Below are 22,985 nucleotides of genomic sequence, written 5' to 3'. Positions count from 1 at the left end.
GCGCGCGCCGGTCGGCTGCGCGCGGGCGGCCCTGCGCCGGGTCAGACCTGGCCGGCCTTCTCCAGAGCGGCACAGCAGGTGTCGACGATGAGGCGGGTCACCTCGTACGGGTCGACGTTGGCGTTGGGGCGGCGGTCTTCGATGTAGCCCTTCTTGTCGATCTCGACCTGCCAGGGGATGCGGACGGACGCGCCGCGGTCGGAGACGCCGTAGCTGTACTCGTTCCACGGGGCGGTCTCGTGCAGGCCGGTGAGGCGGTTCTCGATGCCGAAGCCGTAGTGCCTCACATGCTCGACGGGCTTGTCGTCCTCGCCGAGGGCCTCGCAGGCGGTGATGATCGGGTCGTAGCCCTCGCGCATCGCCCCGGTCGAGAAGTTGGTGTGCGCGCCGGCGCCGTTCCAGTCGCCCGGCGCGGGCTTGGGGTCGAGGGTCACAGACACACCGAAGTCCTCGGCCGTGCGGTAGAGCAGCCAGCGGGCGATCCACAGCTGGTCGGCGACCTCCAGCGGAGGCAGCGGGCCGACCTGGAACTCCCACTGGCCCGGCATGACCTCGGCGTTGATGCCGGAGATGCCCAGGCCCGCGGCGAGGCAGTTCTCCAGGTGCGCCTCGACGACGTCGCGGCCGAAGATCTCGTCCGAGCCGACGCCGCAGTAGTAGCCGCCCTGCGCCGCCGGGAAGCCGCCCTCGGGGAAGCCCAGCGGACGGGCGCCCTTGAAGAACGTGTACTCCTGCTCGATGCCGAACAGCGGGTCCTGCTGGGCGAAGCGCTCGGCGACCTCGGCGAGGCGGGACCGGGTGTTGGAGGTGTGCGGGCTCATGTCCGTGTTGAGGACCTCGCACAGAACCAGCACGTCGTCGCCGCCGCGGATCGGGTCCGGGCAGGAGAACACCGGCTTGAGGACACGGTCGGATGCGTGGCCCTCGGCCTGGTCGGTGCTCGACCCGTCGAAGCCCCACACCGGCGGCTGGGCGCCGGCCGCGAGGATCCTGGTCTTGGAGCGGAGCCTGGCGGTCGGCCTAGTGCCGTCGATCCAGATGTATTCGGCTCGGTAGTTCATGGTTGGTTCTCTCTCTTGCGTCGAACGGGCAGGACTGCCTCGTACGTTTCTCAGGTGTGGAGCGGGGATCGGCTCTCGGCTCTTCGGAGTCGAGTGCGCTCAGGCCGTCTGCGTCCGGCTGGGCGCGGCGTCCGCCGGCTGCCCGCAGTGCCCCTCCAGCGCCTCGACGACCGGGGTGTGGCCACCGCGCTGGGCGTCGCTGAGCGCGGTCCCGCCCCAGCGGTCCGCCGCCTCCACGTCGGCGCCCTGTTCCAACAGATAGGCGACGACGGCGAGATGCCCCTCGGAGGCGGCCAGATGGAGGGCGGTGCGGCCGTCGTAGTCGCAGGACCGCGGGGCGACCCCCGACGCCAGACAGGCGCGCACGCCTTCGAGGTCGCCGGTGCTGGCCGCCCAGAGCAGCCGGACGGTGCCGTCGATCGTGGTCTGGTTCTTCTTCAGCCTCGGGTCCCGTTTGCCCTCGCTGTCGCTGCCGACGAGGGAGTCGTACACATGGAAGTTGTACTTCTCGACCAGCCGGCGGCAGAACTCGATGCCCCGCACCGAGTTGCCGAGCGAGTCCAGGCGGGGCGACCAGATCGCGATGCCCATCACCTGGGGGACGACGAGCATGAGGGCGCCGGATACGCCGCTCTTCGCCGGGAGGCCGATGGTGAACGCGAACTCGCCGGAGTAGTCGTACATACCGCACGAGGACATCAGGGAGAGGCATTTCTGTACGGCGCCGGTCGAGAAGACCCGGTCGTTCGTGCTCGGTACGACTCCCCCGTTGGCCAGTGTGGCCGCGACCGAGGACAGCGCCCCGGCGTCGAGCTCGATCGAGCAGCACTGGAAGTAGAATTCCAGCGTCTCGACGAGATCGGTCCCCTCCGGGAACGCCTGGTGCTCGCGCATGAAATAGCCGAGCGCGAAATTGCGGTCGGCCGTCTGTCGCTCCGACAGATATACGGCGTTGTTGAATCCGACGGCGCTGCCCGCGGAAAGTCTCCGCCAGGTGTCGGCGACGTAGTCGTAGCGGTCCGCGATGTCGAGAGACGATTTCACGAGCGAGCAGCTCATGATGGCACCGGAGTTGATCATAGGGTTGTGCGGCAGCCCGTCACCGTTGACCGACAGCTCGTTGAACCCCCGCCCGCTCGGCTCCCGTCCCACATGACGGTGGACGACCTCGGCGCCGTGCTCCTCCAGGGTCAGCGCATAGGTGATCGGCTTGCAGACCGACTGGACGCAGAAGCCGACGTCCGATTCGCCGACGCTGAAGCGCTGGCCGTCCACCGTGCAGACGGCGATGCCGAACTGATCGGGCGGTACGCGCTTCAGCTGGGGTATGTAGTCGGCCACCTGTCCACGGCGATCGGACCGCAGGCCCGCGTGGATCTGGGCGATGTCGGCCGTGAAGGAAGGGAAGTCGGGGACGGCCAGCTCGCCGGTGACGGCACGGGCCACCAGCCCGCCGGAGTGCCGGCACAGCTTGGCGAAGCGTTCCAGGTCGACCTGTCTGCCGCCCTCGCCCGGCTCGCCCAGCGCGCGCCAGGCATCGGCGATACGGGGGTCGTCGGGGCTGATGCCCGCCTGCTGGAGCCGCGCCGTGATCTCTATTCGGGAGATGTGCCCCTGCGCGTCCTTGGTAAAGGAGTCGAATACGCTCCGGTAGCCGCCGAGCCGCTCCGAGTCGGCGACCCCGGCGACCGGGCTTTCTCCAGACGGGCCCTTTTCAGACGGGTCCTTCTCAGACGGGCCCTTTCCTGAGGGGATCTTCCCTAAGGGGGCACGACTCGACACCCGGGCTCTGTCGCCGACCACCGATTTCGCCATTGCCGGACTCACTCTCCATTCACCCTTGCCGTTCAGCGCCTGACGGGAGACAACCGCCGGGAACAGATCCTCGAACGGATCCTCAGCGGGGGATTTCCTCGAGCGTGCCATGCCGTCGGCGCGAGTCGACGACTCTCGGGAGTCGACTGCACGATCGACCACGGCAATGTGCCTTCTACGCCTTTTCTATCGCGCGAGCGAAACGCCGATCAGCGGTACGACGACGGGCTGGGGACGGTCCGCGACGCCTATCCGGCCCTTGCCGTCGGACGGCCGAAAGGGCCACACCGTCGAGTGCCTGGCGCCCGGCCGTGCCCCATGAGGCAGCGTCCGGTGTGCCGAAGGCCAGGCTCGCCGCGGGGAACCTGACGCTCGGCGCCCATAGGCCGCCAGACTCCGGGCAGGAGGAGTGCATGTCCACAGACACATTGCCGCGGCCCAACCCCCGGTTCACAGCCCACAGCACGCGATCCCCGGCAGAGACCGACGAGTTCTGCTTCGGGCAGTACGGCTGCCAGGCCCCGACGGCGGAGCTCGCGGCCGAGGCGGCTCTCGGCCTCGCCCCGTGCTTCTCGGGCCCGGACGCGCCCACGGCGCTGGACCGGGGCTCGTTCGTGGACCCGTCCGGGGCGCACAACACGGTATGGCTGGCGTACTGGAACGATCCACGCGCGCACCGGCGTTGGAAGCGGTCCGCGAGAGTGCGAGCGGTCTGGGAGGACCTGCCCCTCCAGGGGCCGGTCGGGCACTGGCGCGAGGAGTGCGTCATGAGCCGCCTCCCCGGCGCCGACGTCGCCGAGACGGCCGCGCACGACTACTGGGCCGCGGCGAGGGACCGTGTCGCCGCGTCCGCGACCGGCCCGCTGGAACCCGCACTCGACGGCGTCACAACGGAGTTCGGCGAGACCCGGGGCCGGCGTGTGACCGTGACCGTTCCCCGCAGCGTCACCCTCATCCGTACGGTGCAGGACTGGTCGGCGTCGGCGGCCCTGCGGCACACCTATCTGGCCGACGGCGTGGCGCCGGCGAGGGAGCGGGGCGTCGAGTACCTGGCGAGCACCCCGGACAGCGGATGCATCGCGGCGCGCAGCCTCCAGGAGCAGAGCGACGACGGCTCCCCGCTCGCCCGCTCCTCCACGGTGGCCTGGTTCGTGTCCCTCGATCACCTGCTGGCCTGGGGCCGCTCGCAGGGGACGCAGCTGGAGATCTACGCCAGCTTCTTCCAGACGATCGGGAAGGGCGATCAGCCGCTGGACGTCGCGTTCTGGCACGAGGTCTCCGTACTGCCCGCGGGGTCGGTCACCGCCGAGTACGTCAACTGCGGTCCGCACACGGGGTTTCTGTCGCTGCCCGACGACGGCCCAGCGCCCTCGGCGGACGGCGGGAACGCGACGGAACGCGTATGACTGCGACTGTCGTCACACGCACGCTCAGTCATCTGACCGGTCTCCGCCGACCCGGCGAACGCGCAAGCTGCACTCGACCGCCCTGACGCGTCCCCACCGTGGAGTGCCTGTGAATCCCCTTCGTGTCGCCATTCTCGCCTCGGAGCCCCTCGTCGCCGCGGGCATCGCCGCCTACGTGCAGGCGAGCGGCGAGATCATGTTGCTGCCTCCCGACGCACGCCGTCAGGCCGATGTCTGCGTGGTGCTTGACAACGACGTCAGCGAGGCGACGCTCGCCCGGATGGAGCGAGCCGCGAAGGAGACGACGAATCCGGGCATGCGGATCGTCCTGGTCGCGGACTCGATCCGGGAGCACCATCTGGCGCGGGCGGTCGGCTACGGCCTGGCGCGCGTGGTCCTGCGGCGGGAGGCCGTGCGCGAACGCGTCGTCAGCGCCGTCCTCGGGATCCGCGGAGACGTAGCCCGGACCCCGGACGCACTGCTCAGCAGGCTGGTCGAGCACGTGCGGGCCGTGCAGCGCGACGTACTGCCCCAGGACGCCGCGACGGTCGCCGGGTTGCAGGCACGCGAGACCGCGGTCCTCAGGCTCCTGGCCGACGGCATGGACACCTCGGAGATCGCCGAGCGACTGAGCTTCTCCGAGCGGACCATCAAGAACGTCATCCACGGCGTGACGAACCGTCTGGAGCTGCGCAACCGCGCCCATGCCGTGGCCTACGCGCTCCGCAGCGGCGTGCTGTAGGCGCGGCCGTCTCACGGAGGCGAAGCAGCAGTGGCAGAAGCAGCCGTGGCAGGCGTCGAGGTGGTCGAGGGCGCCGTCAAGGCGTCGCGCAGCGCCGCTCTGGAGGTGATCCCCAGCTTGGGGAAGATCTTGTAGAGGTGACTGCTGACCGTGCGGTGGGACAGATGCATCCGCTCGGCTATCTGCTTGTTCGTCAGCCCGCCGGCAGCCAGCGTCGCGATCTGCGTCTCCTGGGCCGTCAGCAGCGGCGACCGCCCCTCGTGACGCGTCACATGGAGTCCGGTCGCGCGGAGCTCGTTCCTGGCGCGCTCGGCCCATGGCGCCGCGCCGAGGGACTCGAGCGAGCGCAGCGCGGGCCACAGCTGATCGCGTGCCCGGCCCGCTTCGCGCATACGGCGCAGCGACTCGCCGTAGAGGAGTTGCACACGCGCGTACTCGAACGGCCACCGCCGCCCGCCCTCGATCGACAGCGCCTTCTCGAACGCCGCGCCCTGCTCTGCCTCCGGGGCGCACAGGGCCTCCGCGCCGGCCACGACGAGCGCGGTCCGGCTGGAGACGCGGTGGACCCCTGCCCGACGCACCGCACCGAGGTGCTCGCGTGCGTCGTCGAGACGGCCGCAGCGCACTGCCGCCTCGACCACGTCCAGCACCATCATCGGCCCGTAGCGGCTGCGGTACGGCAGGGTTCCGGGCGCGCTGATCTGCGCGGCCCAGGCGCAGGCCTCCTCGTAGCGGCCGCGCCCGAGCGCGTCCAGCACCTGGGCGTACCGCGCGGCCGCGACCGGCATCTCGATGCCCCGGGGCCCCGCCCACGCCACCACCTCGTGGACGAGCGCGTCGACGACGTCGCTGCGTCCGCGTGCGGCGGCGAGCAGGGCCGCCTGGCCGCGCAGCAGGCATCCCAGGAGCTGGTATCCGGCGGTGTGCGCGAGGTCGAGCTGGTCCGCGACCAGTGCTTCCGCGCTGTCCCACCGGCCGGCGAGGAAGTCGTCGGTGACGAGCAGGATCGCGCCGGTGAGCCGGCTGGCCTGCGTGCCCGCCGGCCGATCCCGCAGGGCGCCGCGGATCCGGTCCCGGTAGTCGCCGATCGCGTCGATCTGCTGCGCGACGAGGCCCAGGCGCGCGACTCGCCACGGGTCGGTCGTCTCCGACACGGCGGCGAACTGGACGTCGAGGCGCTCGCGCAGGCTGGAGGCCTGCTCGGTCGTCGCGACGACGGCGTCGCGGTAGAGCCGGGTCAGGTCGGACGACTGGGGCGCCATGGCCTTGAGCGCCGCGTCGTACGACGCCCACAGGTCGGCTCGGGCCGCGAAGTAGCAGACGAACAGCAGGATGTACATCGCCTCGTCCGGCGCGGCGGTGCGGGAGGCCTGCTCGGCGGGGAGCCGCTCTCCCAGGCAGCGGACGAGCAGGCGATGGGCGCCGTCGAGATCGCCTTCCTGGTGCATGAGCAGATAGGCGCGGGCGATGCCGGTGTCCCTGGCCTCCGCGCCGCCCCCGTCGAGCTGGTCGGCTTCGGCCAACAGGCGTGCGGAGTAGTCCAGTTGGCCCGACTGTCCGGCGGCGTAGGCGGCGGCGCTGAGCCGCCTGGCCCGGTCCTCGCGCCGGGGGCTCAGCTCGGCGGCGCGCAGGAAGGCGGGCACGGCCGCCGCCGCTCCGCCCCGTTCGACGGATCGCTCGCCCGCGTCCTCGAGCGCCTGGGCGATCCGCTCGTCCGACTCGACGACCGACCCCGCCAGATGCCAGGCGCGGCGCTCCGGGTCGGCCGGCAGTGCGTCGGCCAGGGCCTGGTGGGCGGCGCGGCGCGCATGGGGAGGAGAGGCCTGCGCGATCGCCGAGCGGATCAGCGGGTGCCGGAAGACCAGGCGGCCGCCGTCGACGCGGATCAGACCGGCGAGCTCGGCCTCGTTCACCGCGTGGACGTCCCAGTCGTCGCCGGCCGCGGCGTGCACGGTCTCCAGGCCGCCCGCCCCTTCGAGCGCCGCGACGAGCAGCAGACGTCGGGTCGCGGGCGACAGGTCGCGTACCCGGTCCGCGTACAGCCTCTCGAGCCGGCCGCTCAGCGGGAGGCTCGCGGGCACCATCTCCCGGCCGAGGAGCTGGCGGGCGCTCAGCGCCGTGGGCAGCTCGACCAGCGCCAGCGGGTTGCCCGCGGCCTCCTTGAGCAGCCGGTCCCGCACCGCCGTGGGCAGACCGGGATGCGACGCCTCCAGCAGTCGCCGCGCCGCGTCGGGGTCCAGCGGGGGAACCTCCGCCTCGGGCAGGCCCGATCCGTCGAACACTCCGCCCGCGCCGGGTCGGGACGCGCCGAGGAAGGCCAGCCCCGCATCGAGCCGACGGGCGAGGAACGCCAGCACCTCCGCGCTGCTGCGGTCGACCCACTGGACGTCGTCGACGACCAGGAGCAGCGTCCCCGCGTCGGCGGCGGCGTTCGTCAGGAGGGCGAGCGCGGCTACGGAGACCGCCATACGGTCGGGCGCGTCCCCGGCGCCCAAGCCGAACGCGCGGTCCAGGGCGTACTGCTGCCCCGCCGTCAGACTGCCCGCCCGGTTCCGGAGGGGATGCAGGAGCTGGTGGAGGCCGGAGAACGCGAGGCCCGCCTCGCACTCGACGCCGGACGTGCGAACGACCCGGGCGCCGTGGGCGCGCGCATACCCGGCGGCCGCGTCCAGCAGCGCGCTCTTGCCCACGCCCGGCTCGCCGCGCATCAGCAGCGCGGGTCCCTCCGGCGCGTGTCCGGCCAGCACGCCGGAGATCCGCGCGAGGAGCCGCTCACGGCCCATCAGGTCACGGGCGGCGGCCCCCCGGTCCCGCGCCGGCTGTCCTGTCACCGGACTCGCCGCCGTGCCGTCGCCGTCGTCGGCGCTGCCGCGTGGTGTGCCGCTCATGCTGTTTCTCTGTTCCTCGACGCGATGCCCTCCCCCGTCGGAGGGTTCCTTGCCCGGCGTCCCTGGGGGCGCCGAGAAGGTGAGATGGCCACAGGGCGCGAAAAGGTCGCGCGGCGGCGGATTCTTTGCCATCCCATGACAGACCCCGCTGCCTGCGGGAGCAGGCAGCGGGGCGGGGTCGGCCACTGTGGAGTTCACACGTCGGAGGCCAGGGGGGCGGGGCCTGTGGTGGGCGTGTCGGCGGTCGCCGTGCCGCTCTTGCGGGCGGCGTGGCGGGTCGCGAGGGGGACGAGGGAGATGGCGGTGGCGCCGAGGAGTCCGGCGACGGCGAACGCGGTGAAGCCCCAGGTCTCGTTCCCGTTCGCGGCGAGGACGCCGCCGAGCCAGGGTCCGAGGACGGCGCCGGTGCGTCCGACGCCGGTGACCCAGCCGAGGCCGGCGGCGCGTTCGCTGCCGCGGTAGACGGTGTTGGTGGCGGCGTAGACCATCACCTGTGCGCTGAAGAGCCAGACGCCGGTGACGGCGACGACGACGTAGGTCAGGCCGAGCGGGAGGTGGGCCTGGAGGAGGAGGGCGCCAGCGGCGGTGAGGACGAACCAGAGGGCGGAGACGCGTACGGGGCCGAAGCGGTCGGCGGTACGGCCGGCGATGAGCATGCCGACGATTCCGCCGGCGTTGATGACGAGCAGGAAGCTGACGGAGGAGCCGAGGCTGTAGCCGGAGGCGCGCATCATCTGCGGAAGCCAGGTGGAGACGCCGTAGACGAGGAGGAGTCCGCAGAAGGAGGCGGCCCAGAGCAAGGGGGTGGCCCAGCGTGATTCGGGGCGGAAGAGGGCGCCGACGGCGGCGAGGCGGCCCTTGGCGCCGGTGGCGGGCGCCTCGACGGCGGTGGGGCGGGGCAGGCCGTAGCGGTCGGCGACGGCGTCGGCTTGGGCGTGCTGTCGCCGGGCGAGCAGGACGCCGGGCGACTCGGGGAGGTACTTGAGGAGGAGCGGCACGGCGATGAGCGCGGGAAGGACGCCGGCCCAGAAGACCCAGCGCCAGCCTGCGGCGGGGGCGACGGTGAGGCCGAGGCCCGTGGCCGCCATGCCGCCTACGTGGTACGAGGTCATCAGCAGGCCGACGGTGAGGGCTGCGCGGCGCGGGGGCGCGAACTCCATGACCATGGCCAGGCACAGGGGCATCAGTCCGCCGAGGCCGAGGCCGGCGAGGAAGCGGCCGGCGCCGAAGAGGGCGGGGGTGGCGGCTATGGCGCAGACGGCTGAGCCGAGGGAGAAGAGGATGACGCTGGCCACGAGCATGGGGCGGCGGCCGAGCCAGTCGGTGACGTTCCCGGCGACGAGTGCGCCGATGAGCATGCCGAAGGTGGTCCAGCTGCCGATGGTGCCGGCGTCGGCCGGGGTGAGCCCGAGGTCGGGGTCGTCGAGCATGTGGGGCATGACGGCCCCGTAGATGTTGACGTCCATGCCGTCGAAGAAGACGGCGAGCCAGCACAGGGCGAGGACGGGGAGCACCGAGCGGAAGGTATGCGGGGATCGGGGGTGCGGGGCGGGTGAGTCCGGGGTTCCGGTGGATGTCATGGCAGTCCCTGAGGTGCGAGCGGTTCGAGGGAGAGACTCTGTTCGCCTGATGAACTTCATTTCATTGTCTAGGGTGCGATGAGTGTCGGGACGGGAGGGGTGGGTGTCAATGAGTCGGCGGAGATTCTTTGGGGATGCGCTCCCTTCGGGGTCCGCCCCGGCGGTTGAAGGGCGCGTCGCGCGGTGCGGTGCCGTCGGGTGCGCGGAGAGCGCCGTCGGCCTTCAGACCGCAGCCGGCGCCGGCATCCGCGGGCGAGGGCTGCCCGCAGACGTCGGGCGGCGGCGAAGGAGACCGTACGGAAATGGCGACGCACCGGGAGGCCGCTCCGGCTAATCTCCCGGCATGGAGCAGGACCACCCCCTCGTTCGCGACGTCTATCCGGACCTCATCGCCGAGCTGATCGCCCTCTTGGAAGCCGAGGGAGAGCGTGAGCTGGCCATCGTCGTCTGGGATGTCCGGCTCGTCGCCCGATGCGACTGCGGCGACGACTTCTGCCAGAGCTTCCACACGGCCGTCCGCCCAAAGGGGAAGCCGTACGGCGAGGGCCATCGGTGCGTACCGCTCCTCCCCGAGAAGGGCATGCTCGTCCTCGACGTCGTATACGGCCGGATCATGTACATCGAGGTACTGGACCGGCAGCCGATGACCGCCCAGCGCAGCGAGAGCTCGACTGGTCCGACGCAAACGCCCGACACCGGACCGACGGGACCCGCCGACGCGACCGGGACGCCAGACCCACCGGCGCCCACGGACCGGGCGACGGCATCCGGCGCGTAGCAGACGAGGCGGGGATACGACTCAGCCCCGCCCCGGGCGCCGTCCCTGAGCCGACGAACCCGTGTGCTTCACGCGGGCACGGGCGGCCTCTCTCCGCCGATCTCGGCGAGCAGCCGCTCCGCGGCGACCGTCGCCCCGTCGGTGCGGACCGTGCCGGCCACGGCCTGCGCGTGTGCACAAGTGTCAGCGGTCAGGACCGTCTTGAGCGCGGTCGACAGGGACTCGACGGTCGGAGTCGGACCGTCGTGTGCCACGCCGATGCCCAGGTCGGCCACCCTCTCCGCCCAGTACGGCTGGTCAGCCCCCTGGGGTACCACCACCTGAGGCGCGCCGGCCCGAGCAGCCGCCGTCGTGGCGCCCGCCTGCAGAGCGGCGGGGAAGGGCGTTCGTCCGCCCGTAGCCACGCGCCGGTCCGCACGACGTCGAGGTCCGTCGGCTGCCACGGGCTCAGGATCGGGTCCGTCGGCTGCCACGGGCGGTCGGTGAAGGCGTAGTCGCGGCCGAGAGTGACGTCTCCCCAGCGGTCAGAGGCCGGCGAGCAGCTCGTCGAGTGGGGCGGGCACACGGTCGGGGTCGAGCGCCTCGACGAGGACGCGGCCGTAGTGGATCTTGCGCCCCTTCTTCGTGCCGAGGAACCGCCGCAACTGCTGCTGCGCGGTACGGCCCTGCTGTGCGGGCTGGCGCAGAAAGGTCTGCAGGGGGCGCAGGTCGCCCTCCGCCTGGACGAGCTCCTCCACTCGTGTCGCGCCCAGCGCGCGGATGAGCTCGTCTTCCAGGTCCGCCGCGCAGACGAAGAAGCCTTGCCGGAGTGCACCGGCCCGCTCCCAGCCGCGGGCGTAGTAGCGACCCTCCGCCTCGTCGCACAGTCCCGCGAGGCGCAGGCCCAGGCCGGTCGGCCCGAGGAGGCCGGCGAAACGACCGACGTTCATCGCACCGCCCATCGGCATGACGCAGACGCCTTCGGCTGCCAGGTCCCGGCTGCGGCTCTCGGCAAGCGCGCTGACCGCTGCGGCGTCGCTCAGCCCTTCGAGCAGGACGACTGCCCGGACGGGAAGCCGTTCGGCCAGCTCGCGTGCCGGGTCGCCGGGGCCGCCGGCCGCCCACGCCGTGACCGCTTCCCGGAACGCCCCCATGTCAGCCATGCGACGAGTCTCCCGTCTCTCCCGGCCACCGCGGTAGGGAGTTTCCACCGGCGCGCGATCAGCGGTGAGCCTCCAGGCCCGGGCTCGAGTCCGAGTCCGAGCCCCTCGATGCGAGCTGCGAGCTTGCTCGCTCACGCGCCGCGGCGGTGGAGGGCGTCGAGGAGGGCCAACTCGTCCTCGGACAGACGCAGAACGCCGGCCGCCACGTTGGCGGTCAGATGGTCCGGGTCGCCGGTGCCGGGGATGGCCAGCACATGCGGGCCCCGGCTCAGCGTCCACGCCAGCCTGACCTGCGCCGCGCTCGCGCCGTGGGCGCGCGCGACGGCCAGCGCCTCCTCGCTCTCCGCCGCGCCCGCGCCCGCTTGGCCCCCGGCGCCGGCGATCGCGTAGAACGGCACGAATGCGATCCCCTGCTCGCCGCAGATACGCAGAAGCTCCTCCTGCTCGGGCGACGCACCGAGGCCGTAGCGGTTCTGGACGCAGACGACGGGAGCGATGGCCTGGGCCTCGGCGAGATGCTGGACGCGGATGTTGGAGAGGCCGAGGTGGCGTATGAGTCCGGCGTCGCGCAGGTCGGCCAGGGCGCCGAAGCGTTCGGCGATCGAGTCGTCGCGGACGATGCGCAGGTTCACCACGTCGAGGTGGTCGCGGCCCAGTTGGCGCAGATTCTCCTCGACCTGGCCTCGCAGCTGCTCAGGTGTGGCGTGGTTCAGCCACTCCCCCGACAGGCCTCGGCCCGGCCCGACCTTGGTGGCGATGACGAGGTCGTCCGGGTAGGGGGCCAGAGCCCGGTTGATCAGCTCGTTGGCGGAGCGCAGCGACGAGAAGTAGAACGCGGCGGTGTCGATGTGGTTCACACCGAGCTCGACCGCGCGGCGCAGCACACTGATCGCCCGCCCGCGATCGCTCGGCACGGCGTCGGGCACCAGCGCCTCGCCGTTCTGCGCCAGGCGCATCGCGCCGAAACCGATCCGGTTGACGGTCAAGTCGCCCAGTTTCCAGGTACCTGACGCTTCTGCGGTGATCGTCTGAGAAGTCATGCCGGAATGATCCACTCGCTATAGGCTGGCGCACCATTGATTAAGGCATGACTGAATCCTCGGGGTGGTCCTCCTGGCAGAGCTGGAGTTCTCGGCGAGCGATCTGGCGCAGATGCGGTTCGTCGTCTCGCCGATGTGGGAGGTCGCGCCCAGCTTCCGGCTGTTGAGCTCCGCCTCCGCGCACCCGGTGCACCGGACCTGGGTGGAACAGGTGCGGCCGCGGGTGGCGGCCGCCGGGCTGGACCGGGGCTGGCTCGCCGAGTTCACGCCGCCGGTCGGCTACACACCCGACTTCCTCAACCCGGCGCCCGCGGGACCGGCGCCGTCCTTGGCGGCGGAGCTGGCCGGGATCGTGGCCGCTCCCGTCGACCGGGTACGCCGGGACCTCGACCACCTGGCCCGCCATCAGGGAAGCCTCGGCCCCCGGCTGCGGACTCTGTACGCCGATCCGCAGACGTGCCTGGTCAAGGTCGCGGAGGAGATAGAGACGTACTGGGAGCTTGCGCTCGCGCCCTATTGGGCGAGGATCCGGGCCGTGCTCGACGCCGATGTCCTCTACCGGGCCCGGCAGGTCGCGGAGCGCGGTGCGGGGCATCTGTTCAACGATCTGCACACCTCGGTGTCCTGGGACGACAACGCGCTGCGGCTGGTCCGCCGCAAGCAGACACTGACCCGGGAGACGGCGGGCGCGGGGCTGCTGCTGATTCCGTCGGTGTTCACCGGACCGGGCCTGCGCACCCGGGTGTCGCTGCCGGACCCGCCGCAACTGGCCTACCCGGCGCGCGGCACCGGATCGCTGTGGCAGCGCCGGCCCGTCGCCAAAACCGACGCCGTCGCCGCCGTGCTGGGCCGCTCGCGGACCCTGCTGCTCACCGAACTCGACACACCGGCCTCCACCACCGAACTCGCCCGCCGTACCGGACTCTCCGCGGCGGGGGTGTCGCAGCACCTGACCGCGTTGCGCGACGCCGGCCTGGTCAGCGCCCACCGCGCCGGCCGCTCCGTGCTCTACGCGCGCACCTCGGTCGCCGAGTCCGTCCTCGCCGCCGGCGACTCCGCCTAGAGCCAGGCCCGTTGGCCGGTGTGGGGGGAACCCGGCACGCGCTACGGTCTCGGCGCCCGGCCGCACGGCCCCTGCCCGCGCCCGGCTCCGGCCCGGCGAAGAGCGCTCAGCCGGCGACCGCCCCGGTCAGCAGCACGGCCGCCACCGACTCGGCGACCGTGCGGGCGAGGTCCGGCACCTTGTCGGGGTCTCCCATCAGGATCAGCAGCCAGGCGAAGATCGGGCCCATCAGCAGCGCCTGCACGGTAGCCGGGTCGGGCCGGGCCGCCAGTTCGCCGCGTGCGACCGCGCGGTCGAGCACCTCGGTCACGACGAGCCGTTCGCGCTGGAGGAACGTCTCGGAGAACCGGGCGCCCAGCGCCGTGTCCGAGTAGACGTCGGCGAGCAGGCCGGCCAGCACATCGGTCGGCGCCGAGCCGAGCTGCCCGGCGATGGTCTGGCAGACGGCGGCCAGGTCCGCGCGCAGGGACCCCGCGTCCGGCGGCGGCTGCTCCCCCATGTCGTGCACCACGGCGGAGAAGATCATCTCCTGTTTCGTCGCGTACCGCCGGTAGATCGCGGCCTTGCCGACACCGGCCCTCGTCGCCACGGCGTCGACCGTGAGTCCCGCGTAGCCGCGTTCGCCCAGCAGCTCGCGGGTGGCGCGGACGATGGCGTGATCGACCTGACTGTCCCTGGGACGCCCCACGGCTTGTCTTGGGTTCGGCATGGTCCTACTATACGGAACCGTTAGTATCGAAACTGTTGGTTCCGTAATACCGTTCGGCTGAGGTTCGCAGTCGCGTGGAGTTCCGCAGTCAAGAGTCCGCAGCAGGGGGAGAGTTCAAATGATCAAGTGGGCAGGCCGCATCATCGTGTTCCTGGGCGTCGGACACACCTTCCTCGCTCTGTTGTTGACGTCCCCGCACTACGCCGACGAGTGGTTCAGCGGCAAGCTGTGGGACCCCCAGGAGGGGGTCGTCGAGATGAGCTCGGCCACGGCGGCGTTCTGGCTGACGACGGGCAGCTTCGGCGTTCCCCTCGTCGTGATCGGCCTGACCGTGCTGTGGCTGGACCGCCGGGGCATCGTGCCGCCGCTGTTCATCGCGTGGACGCTGGGGGCCTGGTCCGTGGTCGCCGCCGCGATCCTGGAGCCCGCGCCGTGGATGCTCGCCTGGGTCGCGGTCGGCCTGCTGCTGGGCGGCGCTCGGCGCGCCGCTCGTCACGCCGAGCCGGCGCCTGCCGCCCCCGCCACGCCGTCGACCTCGACCTCGACCTCGACCCAGGCTTCGGCTTCGACGCCGACCTCGACGCCGACCTCGACTTCGACCTCGAACGAGCTCAGCGAGGTGTGAGCTCGCCGCACGACGTCCGCTAGGACAGTGTGCCGGCCACCACGGCCGCCGCTTCCGCGATCAACTCGTCGTCGTACTTACCGTCTTCCTCAGTACGGTGCGACATGATCGCCATGACGATGGGAGCGGCGCCGGGGGCCCACACCACGGCGATGTCGTTGCGGGTGCCGTAGGTGCTGCCCGCTCCGGTCTTGTCGCCGACCACCCAGCCCTTCGGCATCCCGGCCCTGATGAGGTTCGCTCCGGTGGTGTTGCCGCGCAGCCACTGTGTGAGCTGGTCCCGTTCGCGCGCGCCGAGGACGTCTCCGAGTACGAACGCCTTGAGGTCCTCGGCCAGCGCCCGGGGCGTGCTCGTGTCGCGCGTGGCGCCCGGGACCCACTGGTTCAGCTCCGGTTCGCGGCGCTCCATCTGGGTGACGTCGTCCCCCAGCCCCGCGAGCACGGCGTCCAGGCCCTGGGGGCCGCCGAGTTGGTCGAGCAGCAGATTGGCCGCGGTGTTGTCGCTGAAGCGGACGGCCGCGTCGCAGAGCGCGCTGAGGCTCATCCCGGTCTTGACGTGCTTCTCCGTCACCGGGGAGTAGTCGACCAGATCGGACTGGGAGTACGTCACCACCCGGTCCATCCCGCTCAGGGAGTACTTGCGCAGCACGGCGCCGGCCGCCAGGGCCTTGAACGTGGAGGCGTAGGCGAAGCGCCGTGTGTCGTTGTAGGCCACCGCGCGCCCGGTGCCGGTGTCGACGGCGTAGACGCCCAGGCGCGCGTCGAACCGCTCCTCGAGCTTGGTGAACTCGCGGGCGTACGACGTGCCGGCGGCGCCCGGCCGCGTCGTCCCCGTGGCCCCGGGCGACCCGGCCCCCGACGAGGCGGCCGAAGGCGACCCGGCCGTAGACGACCGGCTTCCGGCCGGCGAGCCATCGGAGTCGCAGGCCGTGAGCGGTACGAGGAAGAGCGCGACGAGCGCGGCGAGGAGAGCGCGCCGCGCACGGGTGTGGTGCATGATCCAACCTTCGAGCCGGCCCCGCCGCACAAGACGCGTCGGGGCGATGGGGCGACTGGCCCCGGCCGGGGCGTCGTCACGCGTGCCAGGGGCCAGCCTCGCCTCCCTGCGACCGCGCAGTCCAACCGGAGCTCCGCGCGCCGCCCGGACCGGCCGGAAGACGTCGGCCGCCGGGGCCCGGAAGAGTTCGGCCGCCACCCGCGTCCGCCCGCCCCGGACGGCAGCGCTCGGCTGTCGGAGTGATCGTCGGCAGCCGGCTGCGCCGCAGCCGTCGCGTCAACAGCCCGGCCAGCACGATGGGTCTGCGTCGCCCCGCCGTGACCGGCACGGCGCGGAACCCAGGAGGCCCTGTGACCACCCCCTCGCCCGGTGTCGACTCGCCGCCCGCCCGCTACGACGACCTTCGCGCCCTGATCCTCAACTGCACGCTGAAGCGCTCGCCCGAAGTCAGCAACACGCAGGGGCTGATCGACCGGAGCCGCGCCCTGATGGAGGCGCAGGGCGTCCAGGTCGACGTCGTCCGGGCCGTCGACCACGACATCGCGACCGGCGTGTGGCCTGATATGACCGAGCACGGCTGGGCGAGCGACGCCTGGCCGGAACTGTACGAACAACAGGTGATGGCGGCGGACATCCTCGTCCTGGCCGGCCCCATCTGGCTGGGCGACAACAGCTCCGTCATGAAGAAGGTGATCGAGCGGCTCTACGCGTGCTCCAGCCTGCTCAACGACAAGGGCCAGTACGCCTATTACGGGCGGGTCGGCGGCTGTCTGATCACCGGCAACGAGGACGGCGTCAAGCACTGCGCCATGAACGTCCTCTACAGCCTCCAGCACCTCGGCTACACGATCCCGCCCCAGGCGGACGCCGGCTGGATCGGCGCGGCGGGCCCCGGGCCCTCCTACCTCGACCCCGGATCGGGCGGTCCGGAGAACGACTTCACCAACCGCAACACCGCCTTCATGACCTGGAACCTCCTGCATCTGGCCGCCATGCTCAAGCGGGCGGGCGGCATCCCGGCGCACGGCAACCAGCGCTCCGAGTGGGACGCGGGCTGCCGCTTCGACTACCCGAACCCCGAGCACCGGTAGTCAGAGGGCTCAGCGGAGCCCGGGGTCCGGCTGCGGCGTGCGCGAGGCGAGCCGCAGCAGCTCGTCGACCGGCCACTGGTCGTAGACGTGCTCGCCGTACCGGGCGGCGACGACCCGGCCGTCGGGGGCGATCAGGAAGTCGGCGGGCAGGCCGAGCCGCCCGCCCGGCTGCCGGCTCTCCGGCAGCCTCCCCCTGCCCCGGAGGACCTCCCCCGCGCCGCGCAGGACCGCCCGGGCGATCGGCCCCCAGGCGCGCGGATCCAGCAGGGCCCGGGGCGCGGACTCCACGCCGAACTCGGCGTACAGCCGCTTGGCGGGGTCGGCGACGACGGCGAACGGAAGGTCGGCCGTGTGCTCCAGCAGCTCCGCGGCGGGCGAGTGGAAGACGACGACCTCGCGGACGCCTGCCGCCTCGATCTCCTCGTGCCGCAGCACCACCGACCGCAGATGCAGATTGCACACCGGGCAGCCGGCGAAGCGCCGGAACTGGAGGTGGACCAGCCGGTCGGGGTCGGGAACGGGGACCGGGGAGCCGACGACCGGCGTGAGGACACGGGGCTCGACGGCGGCGCCCACCGCTATCCGCCCTGCGGGCACCGCACTTCGTGGCATGCGCATATGACACCCCTCTTGTAGACGTACGGCGTACGCCTACAAGGTTAGGCGTATGCCGTACGCTGTCAACTGCCATGCCTCGCCCACGCTCGCTCACTCAAGACCAGCTGGCCTCGGCCGCCCTCGCCGTCGTCGACCGCGACGGGCTCGCCGAGCTGTCCATGCGCGCCATCGCCAAAGAGCTCGGCATGAGCACGATGGCGCTCTACCGGTACGTGGACAGCCGGGAGGAGCTCGAACGGCTCGTCGTCGAGTACGTGCTGGGCGCCGTCGACACCGAGCCGCCGCCCTCCGGCGAGCCGTGGAACGAACGCATCGAGGTCCTGGTGCGGCGGCTGCGCGAGGCCATGAGCGCCCATCCCGCGGTCGTGCCGCTGACGGTCGCCCACCGCCACCAGACCCCTGCCCTGCACCGCTGGACGGAGACGGCGCTCGCCGTCCTCGCCGAGGCGGGCTTCGACGGCGAACGACGCGTCGTCGCGCTGCGCGGTCTGATCGCCTATGTGATCGGAGCGATCCAGCTGGAGCATCTGGGCGCCCTGTCCGGCGAGGGGACGGCCGCCATGTCCGCACTGACGCCGGCCGAGTTCCCCCACCTGGCCGAGACCGCGCGGCAGGCACGGAACGTCGGCCCCGACCAGGAGTTCTTCGGCGGACTCGCCGCACTGCTGCGCGGCCTCAACGCGTGACGCTTCGCCGACCGTCCGACCCGACGCCAGTGCCGGGGGGCGTGCGAGGGCAGGGGCGGACCTTCGGGCTGTGCGGGCCGCGTGGGCGAACTCTCCTTCCGGGCCGTCGACTTGAGTGCGACGGCGAAGGCGGCGAGTGCGACGCCCGTGATCAGGGCCCCAGCCCAGAGGGGCGTCAGGGGGGCGAGCGGCAGCACGAGACCCGCGACGAACGCGGCGTCGGAGGAGAGTCCGGCCGCGTCCGATCCCATGGAGATGCGGACGGCGTCCGTCTCCCGGGCCTCGACGACGCGGTGCGCACGACCCGTTCGTCGGGCGGATCCGGCGGCCGGTCGGCGGCCGGGCTCTGGATCGTACGAGACGACCCGGAGCCTCGCATGGCGGCTCAGCCGACCGGCCGCCGCTCTCCAGTCCACTGGTCAGAGCACCGGTCAGAGCACTGATCAGACGGCTGGTCAGACCGCCGATCGGGCCAGGGACCGGTCTTCCCGCCGATCGCCGGACGCGGCGCCGAGCAGTGCCCGGCGCTCCTCCTCGCCCAGTCCGCCCCACACGCCGAACTGCTCGCGCGCCTCCAAGGCGTGGCTCAGACACTCCCTGCGGACCGGACACCCGTCGCATACGCGTTTCGCCTCCCTCTCCCGCTCGACGCGCGCGTCGCCGCGCTCGTCGTGTGGATGGAAGAAGAGACCGCTGTCGGCGCCGCGGCAGGCTGCGCGCAGCTGCCACTCCCAGTCGTGCTGGATGGCGCGGGGCGATCGCGACACATCCGTCATCGAACCGTCCTTTCCTCGGGTGCGTCGTCACCGCGTACCCCACCTCGGCGTCGATAGGCGACCGCGGCCAGGTGTGGCCGGAGTGTGTCTGTACGGGTGTCCGTACGGGAGGCGAGGTACGTGAGGTATGCGAGGTGCCGATGCGTCGGCGCCCGGGGGCCTGCTCGACGCGGAGGGGGCCTGCTCGACGCGGTCCTGACTTGGCGGGGCCGGCGCGGGCCACGATATACTTTGGGAGGAATTGTGTGCTTGCCGGCCCTCCTCGAGAACCTTCGACGAGCAGTCTCGATCGCAGCGGTCGAGTCCTTTGCTGCCGTACGAGTCGTAGCGCTCCCCACGGTGCCTGTCGCGGCCCGCGCTGGTCGATCGAGTTCGGCAGGTGGTCCGTCGCACGGTGATCGCCGCCAGGGAGATCAGTTCCCATGGACCTCAACACCATCACCGAAGTCGTCCGGCGCCCGCCCGACCGCCCCGGCGCCGACTGGCGCGAAGGCGACACGTGGCTCGCCGGCGGAACATGGCTCTTCTCCATGGAGCAGCCAGGTCTGCACCGCCTGATCGACCTGACAGCGCTGCGGTGGGATCCCCTCGTCCCGAGCGACGCAGGCCTGGAGATCGGCGCGACGTGCACCATCCGCGAGCTGTACGCCTTCGTGCCGCCGGCCGACTGGACCGCGGGCGGCCTGTTCAGGCCGAGCTGCGAGGCGTTCCTGTCCTCGTTCAAAGTCTGGAACGCGGCGACCGTCGGCGGCAATATCTGTATGTCCCTGCCCGCCGGCCCGATGATCACGCTCACGGTGGCCCTCGAGGCGAAGTACGAGCTCTGGGCTCCCGACGGGTCCGAACGCGTCGTCGACGCCCTCGGCTTCGTGACCGGCGACCATCAGAACATCCTCGCTCCCGGGGAGATCCTGCGACGCGTCCACGTTCCGGCGCGCGCCCTGAAGAAGCGCACCGCGCACCGCCGCTTCACGCTGACCCGTCTCGGCCGTTCGACGGTGTTCCTCGTCGGCACGCAGACTCCGGGAAGGGACGATCTGCTGCTCACCGTCACCGCCGGCACGACGCAGCCGGTGCGCATCGCCTTCCACGCCATGCCCGATGCCCGGACGCTGCGGGAGAGCATCGACGTCATCCCGGCCGACGTCTGGTTCGCGGATCCCAACGGGACGCCCGACCACCGTCGCCATCTGACAGAGCACTTCGCCGAAGAGATTCGTCGTGAACTCATGGCTGGGGGCCCGGCATGACGTACACCGTGAACGGCAACCGCTTCGACGAGGAGCCAGAGCCCGGCCAGTGCCTGCGTACCTTCCTCCGCTCGCTCGGCTGCTTCGGCGTCAAGAAGGGGTGCGACGCCGGCGACTGCGGCGCCTGCACGGTGTGGCTGGACGGCGACCCGGTGCACAGCTGTATCACTCCGGCGTTCCGCGCGGACGGCCGTGAGGTGACGACGATCGAGGGGCTCGGGTCAGTCGGCAGCCTGCATCCGATGCAGCGCCAGTTCCGCGACGCCCCGGGGTTCCAGTGCGGTTTCTGCACCGCGGGGATGATCATGACGTCGGCGACGTTCACGGAGGCGCAGAAGAAGGACCTGCCGAGGGCGTTGAAGGGCAACCTCTGCCGCTGCACCGGCTATCGAGGGATCGAGGACGCCGTGATGGGCGTCGTCGGCGTGGAGAGCGCCGCGCCGGGAAAGGCCGTCGGGGCGAGCGTCGGCGCACCGGCGGCCAACGACGTGGTGACCGGACGCGCCGAGTTCACGATGGACACCCATATCGACGGCATGCTGCATCTCAAGGTGCTGCACTCGCCGCACGCGCACGCCCGGATCGTGTCGATCGACAAGCGAGCGGCCCTCGCGGTGCCCGGCGTGCAGCGCGTCTACACCTGGGAGGACGTGCCGCGCAGGCGCTTCACCACGGCGATCCACACCGACCACCTCGTCGATCCGGACGACACGTACATCCTCGACGACACCGTGCGCTTCGTCGGCCAGCGCGTCGCCGCGGTCCTGGCCGACACGGTCGGGGCGGCAGAGGAGGGCTGCCGAAGGATCGCCGTCGAATACGAGGCGCTGCCTGCGGTGTTCGACCCGGAGGAGGCCATGGCCGACGGGGCGCCGCAGCTGCACGGCGCAGAGGATCCCTTCGCCCGTGACCCCGTACGCAACATCCTGCTGGAGATCCATTCGCACATCGGCGACGTCGACGCGGGGTTCGCCGCGGCCGACGTGATCCACGAGGGCACGTACTCCTCACCGCGCGTGCAGCACGCGCATCTGGAGACCCATGGCTCGATCGCCTGGATGGACGACGGCCGCCTCAACGTCCGCACCAGTTCCCAGTCGCCGTCGATCGCCAAGGTCAAGCTCGCGTATCTCTTCGCGCTGCGCCCGGACCAGCTGCGGGTGTTCTGCAAACGCGTCGGCGGCGGCTTCGGCGGCAAACAGGAGGTGATCTCGGAGGACCTGGTCGCGCTCGCGACCCTGGACACCGGGCGGCCCGTCAGCTTCGAGTACACCCGCGAGGAGGAGTTCACCACCGCCTCGCCCCGGCACCCGATGACGTTGACGGTCAAGCTCGGCGCGAAGGCGGACGGAAGGCTCACGGCGTTCCAGGTCCGCAATGTGTCCAACACGGGCGCGTACGGCAACCACGGCGGCGAGACGCTGTACGCGGGCGGCGCCGCCGTCATGCTCTACCGCTGCCCCAACAAGAAGTACGACGCGTACTCCGTCTACACGAACACCGTGCCGAGCGGGGCGCTGCGCGGCTATGGGATGACGCAGCCGGCGTTCGCCGTGGAGTCGGCGATGGACGAGCTGGCACGCGCCCTGCACCTCGACCCGCTCGAACTGCGACGACGCAATATCGTGCGGCCGGGCGAGCCGCTCGTCGCGATGCACGAGGGCCCCGACGACGTGGCGTTCACCGAGGACGGGCTCCAGCAGTGCATCGACCTGGTGGACGGCGCTCTGGCCCGTACCGCCGACGCGTCGTCTCCGGGCGACGGATGGCTCGTCGGAGTCGGCGTGGCGAGTTCGCTGCACGAGACCGCGCCCCCGACCGAGCACATCTCCGAGGCCTGGGTGACCCTCGGCGACGACCTGGTGTACGAAGTGGCCGTCGGCACCGTCGAGTTCGGCGAGGGCACGTCGACCGCGCACGTCCAGATCGCGGCCCATCAGCTGGGCACGACCCCGTCGCGGATTCGCCTGGTGCAGTCCGACACCGACCGCACGGGCTTCGACACGGGGGCGTTCGCGAGCGCCGGCCTCTTCGTGGCGGGCAACGCGGTGCTGCGGGCGGCCAACGCCGTCCGCGACCGCATTCTGGAGTTCGCCGCCGCTCACACGGGCGTCCATCTCGTGATGTGCTCGATGGACGACGACGGCGTCGTCTGCGGCGACCAGCGCGTCTCGTTGGCCGAGCTCGTCGCGCTGGCCCGAGCGCGCGGCATTCGGTTCACCGCCGCCCGCAAGGCCTATGGCTCGCCCCGAAGCGTCGTCTCCAACACGCAGGGGTTCCGTATCGCCGTCCATCGGGTGACGGGCGAGATCCGCGTCCTCTACAGCGTGCAGGCGACCGACGCCGCCGTCGTCATCAACCCGGCGCAGGTGCGCGGGCAGGTGGAAGGCGGCGTCGCCCAGGGAATCGGCTTCGCGCTGACCGAGAACTACCAGGTCGACGCGGACGGCGCCATGGTCAACCCGAACCTCCGCAACTACCGTATCCCCGCCTACGCCGACGTCCCCCGCACCGAAGTGCTCCTGGTGTACTCGGCGGACTCCGTCGGGCCGATGCGGTCGAAGGGGATGGCGGAGTGCTGCATCAACCCGGTGGCCCCCGCGCTGGCGAACGCGCTCCACGACGCCACGGGCGTCCGCTACCGCGCGCTGCCCCTGACTCCTGAGCGGATCTTCAGCCAGCTGAGCGAAAGCCAGTCGGTACAGACGGCCTGAGACG

General features: G+C 71.7%; 19 protein-coding genes and 1 pseudogene. 9 read left to right on the top strand and 11 right to left on the bottom strand.

The genetic code is table 11. From position 1 onward, the window contains the following. Window positions 1–41: 41 nt before the first annotated feature. Window positions 42–1,061, bottom strand: coding sequence for a glutamine synthetase (gene glnII, locus AB0M39_RS07510; RefSeq protein WP_365361182.1), 1,020 nt, complete (start codon window positions 1,059–1,061; stop codon window positions 42–44). Window positions 1,062–1,160: 99 nt separating this feature from the next. Next, on the bottom strand, window positions 1,161–2,876 hold the full coding sequence (glsA, locus tag AB0M39_RS07505; protein ID WP_365361180.1) for a glutaminase A: 1,716 nt from the start codon (window positions 2,874–2,876) through the stop codon (window positions 1,161–1,163). 413 nt (window positions 2,877–3,289) lie between these two features. On the opposite strand from glsA, the gene AB0M39_RS07500 reads away from it, so the two are divergent. Both AB0M39_RS07500 and AB0M39_RS07495 read left to right on the top strand, forming a co-directional pair. Next, window positions 3,290–4,282 carry a phenylacetaldoxime dehydratase family protein gene (locus tag AB0M39_RS07500; protein WP_365361178.1) on the top strand — a complete coding sequence of 331 codons (993 nt, stop codon included), beginning with the start codon at window positions 3,290–3,292 and terminating at the stop codon, window positions 4,280–4,282. A gap of 109 nt (window positions 4,283–4,391) precedes the next feature. Beyond that, window positions 4,392–5,024: a LuxR C-terminal-related transcriptional regulator gene (locus tag AB0M39_RS07495; RefSeq protein WP_365361175.1), complete on the top strand. Its 633-nt coding sequence runs from the start codon at window positions 4,392–4,394 to the stop codon at window positions 5,022–5,024. A gap of 11 nt (window positions 5,025–5,035) precedes the next feature. Here AB0M39_RS07495 and AB0M39_RS07490 read toward each other — a convergent pair whose 3' ends face one another. Together AB0M39_RS07490 and AB0M39_RS07485 are read right to left on the bottom strand one after the other, a co-directional pair. Then, window positions 5,036–7,912, bottom strand: a complete 2,877-nt coding sequence (locus AB0M39_RS07490) for an AAA family ATPase (protein ID WP_365361173.1) — start codon at window positions 7,910–7,912, stop codon at window positions 5,036–5,038. Window positions 7,913–8,106: 194 nt separating this feature from the next. Further along, window positions 8,107–9,492, bottom strand: a complete 1,386-nt coding sequence (locus AB0M39_RS07485; RefSeq protein ID WP_365361171.1) for an aromatic acid/H+ symport family MFS transporter — start codon at window positions 9,490–9,492, stop codon at window positions 8,107–8,109. A 343-nt stretch (window positions 9,493–9,835) separates the two neighbouring features. Between AB0M39_RS07485 and AB0M39_RS07480 the strand changes: the two genes are divergently transcribed. Beyond that, on the top strand, window positions 9,836–10,270 hold the full coding sequence (locus AB0M39_RS07480; protein WP_365361169.1) for a hypothetical protein: 435 nt from the start codon (window positions 9,836–9,838) through the stop codon (window positions 10,268–10,270). A gap of 68 nt (window positions 10,271–10,338) precedes the next feature. Here AB0M39_RS07480 and AB0M39_RS07475 read toward each other — a convergent pair. The 3 genes and pseudogenes from AB0M39_RS07475 to AB0M39_RS07465 all read right to left on the bottom strand — a co-directional run. Then, a pseudogene (locus AB0M39_RS07475) lies at window positions 10,339–10,769 on the bottom strand (nucleotide disphospho-sugar-binding domain-containing protein); the annotation flags it as partial. A gap of 25 nt (window positions 10,770–10,794) precedes the next feature. Then, the gene (locus tag AB0M39_RS07470; protein ID WP_365361167.1) at window positions 10,795–11,412 is read right to left on the bottom strand and encodes a TOPRIM nucleotidyl transferase/hydrolase domain-containing protein; all 618 of its coding nucleotides are present in this window, start codon (window positions 11,410–11,412) and stop codon (window positions 10,795–10,797) included. A 131-nt stretch (window positions 11,413–11,543) separates the two neighbouring features. Further along, window positions 11,544–12,452: an aldo/keto reductase gene (locus tag AB0M39_RS07465; RefSeq protein ID WP_365361165.1), complete on the bottom strand. Its 909-nt coding sequence runs from the start codon at window positions 12,450–12,452 to the stop codon at window positions 11,544–11,546. Window positions 12,453–12,564: 112 nt separating this feature from the next. On the opposite strand from AB0M39_RS07465, the gene AB0M39_RS07460 reads away from it, so the two are divergent. Then, entirely contained in the window at window positions 12,565–13,515 is a 951-nt protein-coding gene (locus AB0M39_RS07460; RefSeq protein ID WP_365361208.1) for a DUF5937 family protein, read from the top strand. Window positions 13,516–13,621: 106 nt separating this feature from the next. On the opposite strand, the gene AB0M39_RS07455 is transcribed toward AB0M39_RS07460, so the two are convergent. Further along, window positions 13,622–14,224, bottom strand: coding sequence for a TetR/AcrR family transcriptional regulator (locus AB0M39_RS07455; RefSeq protein ID WP_365361163.1), 603 nt, complete (start codon window positions 14,222–14,224; stop codon window positions 13,622–13,624). Between the two features lie 118 nt (window positions 14,225–14,342). Between AB0M39_RS07455 and AB0M39_RS07450 the strand changes: the two genes are divergently transcribed. After that, a complete protein-coding gene (locus tag AB0M39_RS07450; protein ID WP_365361161.1) occupies window positions 14,343–14,849 on the top strand; it encodes a DUF6463 family protein in 507 nt (168 codons plus the stop codon). Between the two features lie 19 nt (window positions 14,850–14,868). Here AB0M39_RS07450 and bla read toward each other — a convergent pair whose 3' ends face one another. Continuing rightward, window positions 14,869–15,846: a class A beta-lactamase gene (gene bla / locus AB0M39_RS07445; RefSeq protein WP_365361159.1), complete on the bottom strand. Its 978-nt coding sequence runs from the start codon at window positions 15,844–15,846 to the stop codon at window positions 14,869–14,871. A 350-nt stretch (window positions 15,847–16,196) separates the two neighbouring features. On the opposite strand from bla, the gene AB0M39_RS07440 reads away from it, so the two are divergent. Then, entirely contained in the window at window positions 16,197–16,937 is a 741-nt protein-coding gene (locus tag AB0M39_RS07440) for a flavodoxin family protein (protein ID WP_365361157.1), read from the top strand. A gap of 9 nt (window positions 16,938–16,946) precedes the next feature. Here the strand turns inward: AB0M39_RS07440 and AB0M39_RS07435 are convergent, their stop codons facing one another. After that, window positions 16,947–17,549, bottom strand: a complete 603-nt coding sequence (locus AB0M39_RS07435) for a peroxiredoxin-like family protein (protein WP_365361155.1) — start codon at window positions 17,547–17,549, stop codon at window positions 16,947–16,949. Window positions 17,550–17,626: 77 nt separating this feature from the next. Here AB0M39_RS07435 and AB0M39_RS07430 point away from each other — a divergent pair, with 77 nt between their 5' ends. Then, window positions 17,627–18,241 (top strand): TetR/AcrR family transcriptional regulator, encoded by a 615-nt coding sequence (locus AB0M39_RS07430; RefSeq protein WP_365361152.1) that lies wholly within the window; start codon window positions 17,627–17,629, stop codon window positions 18,239–18,241. A gap of 455 nt (window positions 18,242–18,696) precedes the next feature. On the opposite strand, the gene AB0M39_RS07425 is transcribed toward AB0M39_RS07430, so the two are convergent. Next, window positions 18,697–19,017 carry a WhiB family transcriptional regulator gene (locus AB0M39_RS07425; RefSeq protein WP_365361150.1) on the bottom strand — a complete coding sequence of 107 codons (321 nt, stop codon included), beginning with the start codon at window positions 19,015–19,017 and terminating at the stop codon, window positions 18,697–18,699. Window positions 19,018–19,439: 422 nt separating this feature from the next. Here AB0M39_RS07425 and AB0M39_RS07420 point away from each other — a divergent pair, with 422 nt between their 5' ends. Both AB0M39_RS07420 and AB0M39_RS07415 read left to right on the top strand, forming a co-directional pair. Then, window positions 19,440–20,267 (top strand): FAD binding domain-containing protein, encoded by an 828-nt coding sequence (locus AB0M39_RS07420; RefSeq protein WP_365361148.1) that lies wholly within the window; start codon window positions 19,440–19,442, stop codon window positions 20,265–20,267. Then, a complete protein-coding gene (locus tag AB0M39_RS07415; protein WP_365361146.1) occupies window positions 20,264–22,981 on the top strand; it encodes a molybdopterin cofactor-binding domain-containing protein in 2,718 nt (905 codons plus the stop codon). Before AB0M39_RS07420 ends, AB0M39_RS07415 begins: the two co-directional genes overlap by 4 nt. The last annotated feature ends 4 nt before the right edge of the window (window positions 22,982–22,985 follow it).

Source organism: Streptomyces sp. NPDC051907 (genome assembly GCF_040681075.1).
Lineage (GTDB): Bacteria > Actinomycetota > Actinomycetes > Streptomycetales > Streptomycetaceae > Streptomyces.
This window is presented reverse-complemented; position numbering and strand designations above follow the sequence as displayed.